Genomic DNA, 13,732 nt, shown 5'->3' with positions numbered 1-13,732 from the left:
GCCTTTTATTTCCAACCCCTTACCCTATGAAACAATCTTTTACTTGTTTGCTGCCGCTAGCAGCCGGCTTGCTTTTCGTGGTGCCAACCACCCAGGCGCAGACCAGGCTAGCTCCTGCTTCCATTAAAAAGCAGAAGCCGCTGCTTGCACCGGTCCAAGAATTTGTGCTGCCCCCCGGCGCGCGGGCCCTGCACCATGCGTTGCCAAAAGGTACAAGCGCCGTCAGCAAACGGACAGCCACCAACCAGGTAACACAAGACGCACAAGTAGCTGCCAGCAAAAGTATACAGGCGCCAGCAGCCGGCCCGGTTGCGGAGGCATGGGCCGCCCGCTACAGCGGCCCCACCGCCAGCTACGATTTGGCCGCCGCTACCACCACCGACGCCGAAGGCAACGTGTACGTGACGGGCACCGCCAGCAGCGTCTTCTCCATCGACTACGACTATGTCACGGTGAAGTACTCGGCCACCGGTGAAGAGCTGTGGAACGTGCGCTACAACGGGTCAGGCAATAGCGACGATGTGCCGAAAGGCATTGCGGTAGACGCGGCAGGCAATGTGTACGTGACAGGCGGCTCGTTTGCGCGCACCGGCAACTACGGCTACGCCACGGTCAAGTACGACGGGGCTAGTGGGCAGCAGCTATGGGCCGCGCGCTACGATGGGGCGGCCAACAGCGACGACCTGGCCACGAGCCTGGCCGTGGACGGAGCCGGTAACGTGCTGGTAACGGGCGCCTCCTACAACGGCCCGGCCAGCAGCTACGACTACGTGACGGTGAAATACTCATCGGTGGGAGCCCAGCTCTGGAGTGCGCGCTACAGTGGCAGCGGCAGCAGCGACGAGCTGCCCACCACGCTGGCCGTGGATGCGAGCGGCAACGTGTACGTGACGGGCAACGCTTACGCGGGCAACCAAGGCGACTACCTGACCCTGAAGTACTCTACCGCTGGCGGGCAGCCCCTGTGGGTGGCGCGCTACAATGGCCCGGCCAGCGGCTATGACCTGGTGCGCGACCTGGCCGTGGATGCGGCCGGCAACGTCGTGGTGACGGGTACGTCCGATAATGGTAGCAGCTACGACTATGCCACCGTGCGCTACTCGAGCAGTGGGCAGCAGCAGTGGGCGATGCGCTACAACGGGGCCGGCAACAGCTACGACGAAGCCAGTGGCGTAGCCCTGGATGCCGCGGGCAACGTGGCCGTGACGGGCTTTGCCGACGTGGGCGGCGGCAACTGGGACTACGTCACGCTCAAGTACGAAGCCGCCAGTGGGCAGCCGCTGTGGGAAGCGCGCTACAACGGCTCTGACAGCAGCTACGAGGAAGCCAAGGACGTGGTAGTCGATGCGGCGGGCAACGTGGCCGTGACGGGGCGCTCCTATAACAGCGCTGGCCAGAGCGAGTATGCTACGGTCAAGTACGCCGGAGCCAGTGGGCAGCCGCTGTGGGCCAGCCGCTACAACAGGGCAACAGCGGGCGACGAGCAGGCCGTGAGCTTGGCCGTGGATGCGGGGGGCAATGTGGTGGTCACGGGCATCTCCAACACCAGCACTATCGATGCCGACTATGCCACGCTCAAGTATGCCGCCGCCAGCGGCCAGCAACTCTGGGAAGCCCGCTACACCGATGCGCAAGCCATCAACAACGACGACCAAGCCAAGGACATAGCGGTGGATGCGGCCGGCAACGTGTACGTGACCGGCTCGTCGGCGGGCAGCGGCAGCCGCTACGACTATGCCACCATCAAGTACTCGGCGAGCGGCGCCAAATTGTGGGAAGCCCGCTACGACGGCCCCGGCGACAGTTTTGATACGGCCATTAGCGTGGCCGTGGACGCGGCAGGCAACGTGTACGTAACGGGCACCAGCAACTCCGATTACGCAACCGTCAAGTACTCGCCTAGTGGCCAGCAGCTGTGGGTGGCCCGCTACAACGGGCCGGCCAATACCATGGATGCTCCCAACGAGGTAGTGGTCGATGCGGCCGGTAACGTGTACGTGACCGGCTTTTCCATTGGCACCGGTACCAGCTACGACTACGCCACCATCAAATACGCACCCACGGGCGAAGAGCTGTGGGTGGCGCGCTACAACGGCGCCGGCGCCAGCAACGACCAAGCCAGTGCCCTGGCCGTGGATGCCACCGGCAACGTGTACGTGACTGGTGCCACCTACGGCCGTTTCGATTACCTCACCGTCAAATATTCGGCCAGTGGTCAGCAGCTCTGGGAAGCGCCGTATAGCGGGGTAGGCAATGGCAATGGCACGGCCACCGACATAGCCGTGGACGCCAGCGGCAACGTGTTGGTAACCGGCCAGTCGATTGGCACCACCGGCAGCTACGATTACGCCACCGTGAAATACGCATCCAGCGGCCAGCAGCTCTGGGCCACGCGCTACAACGGCCCCGGCAACCGTAGCGACCAAGCGGCCAAACTAGCCGTCGACCCCACCACCGGCCACGTGTACGTGACGGGCCGTTCCTACAGCGGCCCGGCCTTCAGCAGCTCCGACTACGCCACGCTCAAGTACGACGGGGCCAGTGGCCAACAGCTGTGGGTAACGCGCTACAACGGCCCCGGCAACGGCGTGGATGTGGCCACCGATGTGGCGCTGGATGCCGCTGGCAATGCCTACGTAACCGGCTACTCTGACAATACCAGCAGCTCGGAAAGCTACGATTATGCCACCCTCAAGTACGAGGCGGCTACCGGTCAGCAGCTCTGGGATATTCGCTACGATGGCGTCCCCGACCGTGTCGATCAGGCCAATGGCCTTGCCGTAGACGCGGCGGGCAACGTGTACGTAACCGGCAGTTCCTACAGCCTCTACGTGAACACCGACTTTGCCACCATCAAGTACGTGCAGACGAGCACTACCGCTTCCGCTGGTGTAGTAGCCGCCACGCGTTCGGTTCTGGCCGCCGCTGGTAGCAACGTGCAGGAGCTAGCCGTATATCCGAATCCGGCTGCTGGTCAAGCTTCAGTAAGCTTCCGGCCGGTGCAGGATGGGGCGGCGCAAGTGCGGGTCTACAACCAGCTCGGTCAGCAGGTAGCTACCTTGTATGAAGGCAAGGTGCATAAAGGGCAGCACTACGAGCTGCCACTCCACAGCCAAAAGCTGGCGCCCGGCTTGTACACTTGCTCGCTGCTGGTCAACGGCCAACGTGAAACGGTACGGGTGGTGATAAGTCATTGAGGCTACCACGCATTTCATTTTTAGCAAGCGTCCTTGGAGTAGCTCCAAGGACGCTTTGTTTTAATAAAAACAGCCCTCTATAGGCTAGGTGCCTCTCATAAAAAGGAGCTCTATCACTATGGTATATAACGGAGTTATTTTATGATTATACGCTAGTCGTTCCCGTTTCTTTTTAGGTACTTCAGGTTGAATTTGGAGCCTAGCGGCAGTTAGTTGTTGAGTGAAGCTCATACCCAAAACTGCAAGCTGCGCGTACGTTATGCCCGTTAATTGATCGGCCTATTTTTAGCATTCTTCCTGTTATAGACAGGCCGTAGCCATCTTTTCTTTCCTTATCACCGCTTCTCTATGAAACAAGCGTTTACGCGTTTGCTGCCGCTGGCAGCATGCCTGCTCCTTTATGGGCCCGCTGCGCAGGCACAGACCCACCAGCTTCAAGCTTCAACTAGAGCTCAGAAGTCTTTGCCTGCTGCGCCACCATTGCCCGGCGGCGTACAGTCCCTGCACTTGCCATCGCCCGGTAGGGCTAACGTCGTAGGTAAACTAGGAGCTAACCAGCGCCTACTTGCTCCTTCCAGCGCCCGGACAACAGTTCCGGTAGCAGGCGCTCTTGCCCAAGAGGCTACCAGCGGCCCCGTTAGCGAAGCGTGGGTTACGCGCTACAATGGAGGCAGCAACAGCTATGATGGGGCAGAGTCGGTGGCCGTGGATGCCCTGGGCAATGTCTACGTGACCGGCTACTCTTTTGGCAACGGCAGCAACTACGACTATCTCACGGTGAAGTTGTCACCCACGGGCCAGCAGATTTGGGAAGCGCGCTACAACGGATCAGGTGACGACGTGCCGACCAACATCGCCGTGGATGCGGCCGGCAACGTGTACGTGAGCGGCACCAGCTACAGTGCCACCGGGAGCGACTATGCCACCATCAAATACTCAACCAATGGCGAAAAGCGCTGGGAGGCGCGCTACAACGGTCCCGCCAACAGCTACGACTACGCCTCCAAGGTAGCCGTAGATGCGGCGGGCAATGTGTACGTGACGGGCTCTTCCGACAACGGCTCTACTAGCAGCTACGACTACGTCACGCTCAAGTACAACACCAACGGCCAGCAGCTCTGGGAAGCGCGCTACAACGGGCCGGCCAACAGCTTCGACCTCGCCGCGGATCTGGCCGTTGACAAAGATGGAAATGCAGTCGTAACCGGTGCCACCTACTCCGCCACCCAAAGCGACTATGCCACGGTGAAGTACTCGCCCACGGGCCAAGTGCTCTGGGAAGCATTTTACAACGGTCCTTTCAACAGCTATGACCTCGTGCGGGCGTTGAGCATTGATGCCAGCGGCAATGTGGCCGTGACCGGCACCAGCGACAGTGGCACCAGCTACGACTATGCTACCGTCCGCTACGATGGGGCCAGCGGGCAACAAAGCTGGGCAATGCGCTACAACGGGGTCGGCACCAACTACGATGAGGGCACGGCTATAAGCACGGACAACGTTGGCAACGTGATTGTAGCTGGCTACTCGCTCGGCAGCGGCACCAACTCCGACTACGTTACCCTCAAGTACGACGCCGCCAGCGGCCAGCAACTCTTGCAACTGGTAGCTAACCCAGGCACTAACGACTACGATGAGCCTAGTGCTGTGGTAGTGGACCGCACGAACAATATCATCGTGACGGGACGCAGCTACCGGGGAAAGAACTTCGCTTATATGACCATCAAGTACGACGGAACCTATGGGCAGCAGCTCTGGCGTACGTATTATGACGGATTCTACAACAACAACGATGCAGCTAAGGCCGTAGCCGTGGACGCAGCCGGTAACGTGTACGTGACGGGAGTTGTCGACGCCGAATTCTTTACGACCAAGTTGGGGCAGCAATACGGCGAGACAAGTTGGGCAACGCAGTACAAAGGGCCGTATAATATCCCGGATTATGCCACCGACATGACGGTGGACGCCGCCGGGAATACCTACGTTACCGGAACAAGCGCGGGGAAGTTCGTGACAATTAAGTACTCGCCAACTGGTCAGTATCTATGGAGTGCCACTTACCAGCTTTATCTGGTTTCGGGCCTGACTATCCAGCCAGCTAGTATTGCTGTAGACGCGGCCGGCAATGTGTTTGTGGCAGGAGTTAGTAATAGCCAGTACATCATCTTCAAGTATTCGCCTAGCGGTCAGCTGTTGTGGGTGACCAACAACAACGGATCAAGCTTTAGCGAAGGTGTCAGCCTCGCCCTCGATGCCGCCGGCAACGTGTACGTGACGGGTACTACGGGTCGTACTTCCTCTATTATCCTTACTATAAAGTATGACGGAAGCAACAGCCGCCCGCTATGGGAGGCTCGGTACATCGGAAACGGTAATAACCGTGCCAGCGACATCACCGTTGACCCGGCGGGCTTCGTGTATGTGACGGGTCGCTCATACGGCCTCAGCAGCTACGATTATGTGACCATCAAGTACACGGCAGCCACCGGCCAGCAGCTCTGGCTTGAACGCTACAACGGCCCCGGAACCGGCAATGACTTTCCAACAAACATAGCAGTGGATGCTGCTGGCGATGCAATCGTGACGGGTTGGTCTGCTGGCGGAACCGGCCAACTCGACTATCATTATACCACTATTAAGTACGCCGGAGCCAATGGCCAGAAGCTATGGGAAATCAGCTACGAGGGTCCCGACAAATCAGAAGAGGTAACCACTGATTTAGCCCTGGACGCGGCCGGGAATGTGTACGTGACGGGTTACTCCTCCGACCAAACCGACCGTAACCGCGGCACTATTTACGAGTACGCTACCGTCAAGTACTCGCCGAGCGGCCAACAGCTGTGGGTGGCCCGCTTCAACGGGGGCAACAACAACAGCCGGGCTACTAGCTTAGATGTGGATGCGGCCGGTAGTGTTTACGTAACCGGCTCTTCAGAGGGAAGCACTGCCGACTATGCCACGGTGAAATACTCGCCCAGTGGTGACTTGGTGTGGGAGGCGCGCTACAATGGCCCCAGCAATGGCAGCGATGTGCCAAGAGCCTTGGCCGTAAGCGCCGCCGGAGATGTGTATGTAACGGGAAATTCCGTTAGCGCCAACAACAACAATTACGACATCGTCACTATCAAATACACCCAAACCAGCCCTTCGGCCCCAACGGCCCTAGTAGCCGCCACCCGCCCCACGCTGACCGCTTCCGGCAAGAACGTGCAGGAGCTAGCCGTGTATCCCAACCCGGCCACGGGCCCAACTACCGTTAGCTTCCGGCCGGTGCGAGATGGGGCGGCGCAAGTGCGGGTCTACAACCAACTCGGCCAGCAAGTAGCCAGCTTGTATGAAGGCAAAGTGCACAAGGGCCAGTACTACGAGCTGCCGCTGCACAGCGAAAAGCTGACGGACGGCCTGTATACCTGCTCGTTGCTCGTCAACGGCCAGCGGGAGACTGTGCGCTTGCTAATTGCGCATTAAAACCCGCAAACATTCTTGGCAAGTACCGAAAGCGCCTCCAAATATTTTGGGGGCGTTTTTTTATGCTATCAACGAGGGCTGTGGCAGTTGATTAGGTAAGGGGAACGGCTATTCTATGCGGTGTCTTTACAAGGAATTGTGTCCCAAATTATGTATAGAATTTTACCGACTATTTATTGATCTTTTGCCTTAAACCAGGTGCTGATAGAGACGTGTAAATAGCTAGCTATGAGCAAACTAAGTTAAATAGCTGGAAAGGTAGTGTTTGAGGCAGAAGCCCCCTTTTTTGTGATGCTCTTTGTAAGTAAAACTTGTCATTTCCCCTCTTATATCCCTCAATTTTTATCCCTCATTGCATGAAACACTTTTTTACGCGCATGCTGCCACTGGCATCCGGGTTGCTGGCTCAAATGCCAGCTACTTACGCGCAAACTACCCCAGTCGCCCCGACTGTCAAGGCACAGCGGCCAATTCCAGTTCTATCTCGTGTACAAGCACTGCCTCCAGGTGCTCCGGCTTTGCTTCAGTCGTTGGTTGCTGCCAAGGCATCGGGTGGGGTAGCGCAAGTAGCGCAGCTCCATCAACGCCCCCAAACGAAGCGGCTGTCGTCACTCGCTGCCCCAATGCGCACTGCCCAAGAGTCGGCGCTGGTAAACGAAAGGGTAATCCAAGCAGGAGTATTTACCTATCGGGGGCCGCGTGGCCAAATTGACCGGGCTGTAGGGGTGACCGTGGACGCTGCCGGCAACTTTTATGTGCTTGGCTATGGGCCTCGTCTTGAACTGGCCTCAGGGCAGGACTTTATCACCATCAAATACTCGGCCAGCGGCCAACAGCAGTGGATAGCACGTTATAACGTGGCGCCAAGATCGGGCAGTAACCAGCCTACGGATGTAAAGGTGGATGCCAATGGCAACGTCTACGTGACCGGCTACACCTTCACGGAGGCATCTACCACTTCCAACTATGCTACGATAAAGTACTCGGCTAGCGGCCAGCAACTATGGGCCGCCGCTTACAGCGAACCGGGTGACAGCAATGACCGGACAGCAGAAGTGATGCTTGATAAAGCCGGCAACGTGTATGTGGAAGGCACCACTACGGTTAAGTACTCGCCCGATGGGCAGCAACTCTGGACGGCGCCTGGTGGGGATCTAGCGCTCGACGCGGCCGACAACGTCTACGTGAGTAGGAGTAACGGCATCACCAAATACACCGCCACAGGGCAACAACTTTGGAACACGCCTGGGCCAGGAGGAGCCATTGACTTGGATGCCGCCGGCCAAGTGTACATAACTGGCACTGTGGATGGGGGCAGCGGCAATACGGATTATGTAGCACGCAAGTACGACGGAGCTACGGGTCAGCAGTTGTGGGAAGCGCGCTACAACAACTCCTCCAACGGCCGAGACGAGATGGTCGATGCGGCGGTCGATGCCGCGGGCAACGTGTACATCACCGGCAATGCTTACCGCAGCAGCAATGGCTCTACCGACTACGCAACGGTGAAGTTTTCAACTACCGGACAACAGCTCTGGGCAGCTGTCTATAATACAGTAGGCACTGATATTCCTGGCTACAGCATAGACGTGGTTCGGCGCTTGGTCCTGGATGGGGCGGGCAATGTGTACGTGACCGGGAATACACAACCCCTGGCCAGCGTCCCCACCGACTTCCTCACCGTGAAGTATGCCGGGGCCAGTGGGCAGCAGGTGTGGGACACGCGCTACAACAGTGTCGGCGGTCCTCGGAATGGCATAGATGAGGTGGCAGACCTCGCCGTTGATGCAACCGGCAATGTATACGTAACGGGAACGTCTCTTTTCAGCGGCGTCTTCACCGGCAATTTCACCACCGTCAAGTACGCTCAATTTAAAGTGCAGCAGGTGTGGGAAGCGCGTTTTACGGGCACAGGCAGCAGCGCGGAAGTAGCCAAGGATGTGGCGACGGATGCTTCGGGCAACGTGTACGTGACGGGCTACGCCTACAACGGGCGCAACTACGACTATGCCACGGTAAAGTACAACGCCAGTGGCCAGCTACAGTGGCAAGCGCGCTACAACGGCCCGGCTGACAACGAGGATTTGCCCACCAATGTGGTGGTAGATGCCGCAGGCAACGTGTACGTGAGCGGCACGAGCTATAGTGCTACCGAGAGCGACTATGCCACCGTCAAATACTCGCCCACGGGCCAGCAACTGTGGGTGACGCGCTATAATGGCCCGGCCAATGGCTATGACTTAGCGGCCAAGGTAAAGGTAGATGCCGCCGGCAACGTGTACGTGACCGGCTCTTCCGACAACGGCAGCACCAGCAGCTATGACTATGCCACCCTCAAGTATACTACCAACGGCCAACAGCTCTGGGCTACTCGTTACAACGGGCCCGCCAACAGCTTCGATCTGGCTGCCGACCTAGGAGTAGACAATGAAGGCAACGTGTACGTGACGGGTACAACCTACACCAGTTCGCAAAGCGACTACGCCACCCTCAAGTATGACACTACGGGCCAGCAGCAGTGGGAAAAAATCTACAATGGCACTGGCAATGGCTATGATGAGGCCGCCAAGATTGTTGTCGTGTCGTTAAACAATGTCGCCGTGACGGGCACCTCCTACGGTGGCACTAGCACGGGCTACGACTTTGCGACCATCCGATACGGAGTATTTGACGGCTTCCAGAGCTGGGCGAGTCGGTATAATGACCCAGCCAATGGAGATGATGTAGTGGCCGACTTGGCCGTTACTAGCCAAGGCGACGTGGTGGTAGCGGGCACGTCGTATGGTGGCCCCAGCGCCGACTATAGCACTGTGCGCTACTCCGGCAGCAACGGTCAACTTATCTGGAATAACCGCTACGATGGCCCCGCCAACAGTTACGACGAAGCCAAGGCCGTCGCCGTCAACGCAGCGGGCAATGTTTATGTCACGGGTTTGTCGTACAACAGCGCCGGCACCAATGACTATGCTACAATTGAGTATGATTCCAATCCTAACCCGAATACCACCACGAGTCGGCTGCTGTGGGAGGAGCGCTACAACGGGTCGGGCAACAGCTACGATGAAGCAGTGGCTATAGCCGCAGACGCCAGCAACAACGTGTACGTGACCGGCTACTCGCTCGGCAGCGGCACCGGCTACGACTTTGCCACCCTCAAATACGGTCGGGTTAGCATCAACACAGGGCCGGTAGCCTTAGCGGGAGCAGTTCCGGTAGTGGCTGCCAGAGCGCCACTAGCCCTAGACGCTCCTGGCAAGAACGTGCAGGAGTTAGCCGTGTATCCCAACCCGACCACTGGCCCAACTACCGTTAGCTTCCGGCCGGTGCAGGATGGGGCGGCGCAAGTGCAGGTCTACAACCAACTCGGCCAGCAAGTAGCCACGCTCTATGAAGGTAAGGTGCGCCAAGGCCAGCACTATGAACTGTCACTCCGCAGTGAGAAGCTGGCCCCGGGCTTGTACACTTGTTCCTTGCTCGTCAATGGACAGCGCGAAACCGTGCGCGTGCTGATCGGACACTAGACTACTATTAATTCTGCAAAAGCGCCTCTGGAATACGTCCAGAGGCGCTTTTTTGTAGGCAATAACCGCATCCTTGCCATGACTGCTTGTTTCTGCGTAAAAGGTGCTGGCCAATTTCCATTCTAAGCATAGTCGGTTTTACTAGGGAGAACAGCCGCTATGTCGTACGGCTGGAACAACTAATATTTCAATGCATATAGGAAAACTGTATTTATAACGAAACGCTGTTTTGAGTTCCTGGTTTTTATTACTTTATATCCACCTAACGCGCTGTTGCTATATAACTCGGCTGTATGAATCGAGGCGCTGGGTGGAGTTGTGAGCGGGGCGGAAGGGGGTAAGTAGGCTTCAGCTTCGAGATATAAGACGAGATGTGAGAGTTAGACTCTGTTGCTAAATAGCTAATAGCCTTTCTTCCCTTTTTCCATCCTTTTCGCTATGAAACACATGTTTACCCACTTGCTGCCGTTGGTGGCAGGCTTGCTTCTGCATAGCCTATTTACGCAGGCCCAAGCAATTGATTTTCCCGGTGTTCCTAGTGGCTTAACGCAACCGACTGCGTTGCCGGCCTCGGCTCTGCGCCACGCCTTGCCCTCCACCGGAAAGGCATCCGCTACTCAACTACCCAAGTTGCCTGTTTCAGCAACATCTCGGGCATCACGAGCTGTTCGCCTGGGCGCAACGGGTAGCCAAGCGCAAGCTTCGGGCGCGGTGAGCGAGCAATGGGTGGCGCGCTACACTACGCCCGACAACAGCTACGACGTCGCTACTGGCACTGCTGTGGATGCGGTGGGCAATGTGTATGTAACCGGCTATTCTTTTCAAGATGCCAGCAACCATGTCAGCTACGACTACCTCACAATTAAGTATTCTGCTGAAGGAGCAAAGCGGTGGGAGGCGCGCTACAGTGGATCAGCTAATGGCGACGAGGTAGCCAAAGCCATTGCCGTAGATACAGCGGGCAATGTGTACGTAACGGGCAGTTCCTACAACGGCACCAATTATGACTACGCCACGGTCAAGTACGACGGGGCCAGTGGGCAGCAGCTATGGGCCGCGCGCTACGATGGGGCCGCCAACAGCGACGACCTAGCCACGAGCCTGGCCGTGGATGCAGCGGGCAACGTGCTGGTAACGGGGGCCTCCTACAACGGCCCTACCACCAGCTACGACTACGTGACGGTGAAATACTCATCGGTGGGAGCCCAACTCTGGACTACGCGCTACAGTGGCAGCGGGGCCAGCGACGAGCTGCCCACCACGCTGGCCGTGGATACGAGTGGCAACGTGTACGTGACGGGCAATGCCTACGCGGGCAACCAAGGCGACTACCTGACCCTGAAGTACTCTACCGCTGGCGGGCAGCCCCTGTGGGTGGCACGCTACAATGGCCCGGCCAGCGGCTATGACCTGGTGCGCGACCTGGCCGTGGACGCGGCCGGCAACGTCGTGGTGACGGGTACGTCGGACAATGGTAGCAGCTACGACTATGCCACCGTGCGCTACTCGAGCAGTGGGCAGCAACTGTGGGCGGCACGCTACAACGGGGCGGGCAACAGCTACGACGAAGCTACAGGAGTGGCTGTGGATGCCGCGGGCAACGTGGCCGTGACGGGCTTTGCCGACGTGGGCGGTGGCAACTGGGACTACGTCACGCTCATGTACGAAGCCGCTAGCGGGCAGCCGCTGTGGCAGGCGCGCTACAATGGGTCTGACAGCAGCTACGAGGAAGCCAAAGACGTGGTAGTGGATGCGGCGGGCAACGTGGCCGTGACGGGACGCTCCTATAACAGCGCTGGCCAGAGCGAGTATGCCACGGTAAAGTATGCCGGAGCCAGCGGGCAGCCGCTGTGGGCCAGCCGCTACAGCGGGGCAACGGCGGGTGACGAGCAGGCCGTAAGCTTGGCCGTCGATGCGGGGGGCAATGTGGTGGTCACGGGCATCTCCAACACCAGCAGCATCGATGCTGACTATGCCACGCTCAAGTATGCCGCCGCCAGCGGCCAGCAGCTCTGGGAAGCCCGCTACACTAGTGCTCAAACGATCAGCCATGCAATCCAAGCCACAGATATGGCGGTGGATGCGGCCGGCAATGTGGTGGTGACGGGACATCCTCCAACAACCGTTGGCAGCAGCTACTACGCCACTGTTAAGTACTCGGCTAGTGGGCAGAAGCTCTGGGAGGCGCGCTATGCTTCCGGATTTATAAGTAATAATTCGTTGGCCGTTGATGTCGACGCGGCGGGCAATGTGTACATAGCCGGCAGCTTCAATTACGAATACACTACCATTAAATACGACGGCGCTAGCGGGCAGCAGCTCTGGGTTAGACGCTACTTTCCGGGGGGTATTAACCGTGGCAATTATGTAACGGACTTGGCTGTCGATGCGGCCGGCAATGCCTACGTGACCGGGGCCTCGGTTATGGGTATTACAACAGGTTACGATTACGCTACCATTAAATACTCGCCTACCGGTGAGCGGCTCTGGGCAATGAGGCACGTAAGCGCCCGCAACGATATACCATCGAGCTTAACCTTGGATGTGGCGGGCAACGCGTACGTAACCGGCATTTCTTATTCAGAACAATTCAATAGGATAGAATGCATCACCATCAAGTACTCGCCGAACGGCCAACAGCAGTGGATAGCCCGCTACAACGACCCCCTGCGGGAAGACAAACTCACGGCAATAGCCGTAGATGCGGTGGGCAATGTGTACGTGACGGGCTCCAGCACGCTTAAGTATTCGCCTGGTGGCGAACTTCTCTGGACTGCCCAATACTTTGCCGACGGCACTGCTTTAGCCATAGATGCCGTCGGTAATGTGTTAGTAACCGGTACGGGCTACCTCGACGCTAACGTTAGCCAGGGTGTTTGGGTGACAGCTAAGTGCGACGGAGCCACCGGCCACCGACTCTGGCAGGTCTTCAACGGACCTGGTAACACCACAGATCAGGCCGTTGATATGGCCCTAGACGCGGCTGGCGACGTGTACGTGACCGGCATATCCGTTGACGGCAGCACCGACTACAATACCATCAAATACGCTGGATCTAGTGGCCAAGTGCTATGGAAAACCAGCGACAACAGCCCCAGCATTAGCAGCAACCGGCCGGTTCGGGTGGTCGTGGATGCGGCGGGCAGCGTGTACGTGGCCGGTACCACGTTTGCCAATCCTTCCGACCCCGACTATCTCACCATCAAATACAGCCAATCGAGCCGCCCCGCCTCGGCAGCCGTTTTAGCAACTGCCCGTCCAGCCCTGGCCGCCTCCCGAAGCAATGTGCAGGAGCTGGCGGTGTATCCCAACCCGGCAGCCGGCCTAGCGTCAGTGAGCTTCCGGCCGGTGCAGGGGGGAAGAGCGCAGGTGGTGGTTTACAATCAGCTGGGTCAGCAGATGGCCATCTTGTACGAGGGCACCGTGCACAAGGGCCAGTTCTACGAGCTGCCACTCCATAGCTGGAAGCTACCTGCTGGCTTGTACACTTGCTCCTTGCTCGTCGATGGTCAGCGTGAAACCGTGCGCTTGTTGGTCACGCAGTAG

General features: G+C 58.2%; 4 protein-coding genes. All 4 read left to right on the top strand.

Features of this window, described 5'->3' with window-relative positions; translation table 11 throughout:
• The first annotated feature begins 26 nt into the window (after nucleotides 1-26).
• The 4 genes from P1X16_RS11720 to P1X16_RS11705 all read left to right on the top strand — a co-directional run bounded on the left by P1X16_RS11720 (nucleotide 27) and on the right by P1X16_RS11705 (nucleotide 13,732).
• The gene (locus P1X16_RS11720) at nucleotides 27-3,197 is read left to right on the top strand and encodes an SBBP repeat-containing protein (RefSeq protein WP_277229002.1); all 3,171 of its coding nucleotides are present in this window, start codon (nucleotides 27-29) and stop codon (nucleotides 3,195-3,197) included.
• A 348-nt stretch (nucleotides 3,198-3,545) separates the two neighbouring features.
• Nucleotides 3,546-6,665, top strand: a complete 3,120-nt coding sequence (locus tag P1X16_RS11715; RefSeq protein ID WP_277229000.1) for an SBBP repeat-containing protein — start codon at nucleotides 3,546-3,548, stop codon at nucleotides 6,663-6,665.
• Between the two features lie 356 nt (nucleotides 6,666-7,021).
• Nucleotides 7,022-10,186 carry a T9SS type A sorting domain-containing protein gene (locus P1X16_RS11710; protein WP_277228998.1) on the top strand — a complete coding sequence of 1,055 codons (3,165 nt, stop codon included), beginning with the start codon at nucleotides 7,022-7,024 and terminating at the stop codon, nucleotides 10,184-10,186.
• A 438-nt stretch (nucleotides 10,187-10,624) separates the two neighbouring features.
• A complete protein-coding gene (locus P1X16_RS11705) occupies nucleotides 10,625-13,732 on the top strand; it encodes an SBBP repeat-containing protein (protein ID WP_277228996.1) in 3,108 nt (1,035 codons plus the stop codon).

It is taken from the genome of Hymenobacter sp. YC55 (assembly GCF_029433095.1).
Classification (GTDB): Bacteria; Bacteroidota; Bacteroidia; order Cytophagales; family Hymenobacteraceae; genus Hymenobacter.
Note: the sequence above shows the minus strand (reverse complement) of the source record. Positions and strands in the feature narration are given on the sequence as shown.

Excerpts from the sequence above, each read along its gene's own strand:
- P1X16_RS11710 (WP_277228998.1), top strand. The coding sequence starts at position 7,022 with ATGAAACACTTTTTTACGCGCATGCTGCCACTGGCATCCGGGTTGCTG.
- P1X16_RS11720 (WP_277229002.1), top strand. The coding sequence starts at position 27 with ATGAAACAATCTTTTACTTGTTTGCTGCCGCTAGCAGCCGGCTTGCTT.
- P1X16_RS11715 (WP_277229000.1), top strand. The coding sequence starts at position 3,546 with ATGAAACAAGCGTTTACGCGTTTGCTGCCGCTGGCAGCATGCCTGCTC.
- P1X16_RS11705 (WP_277228996.1), top strand. The coding sequence starts at position 10,625 with ATGAAACACATGTTTACCCACTTGCTGCCGTTGGTGGCAGGCTTGCTT.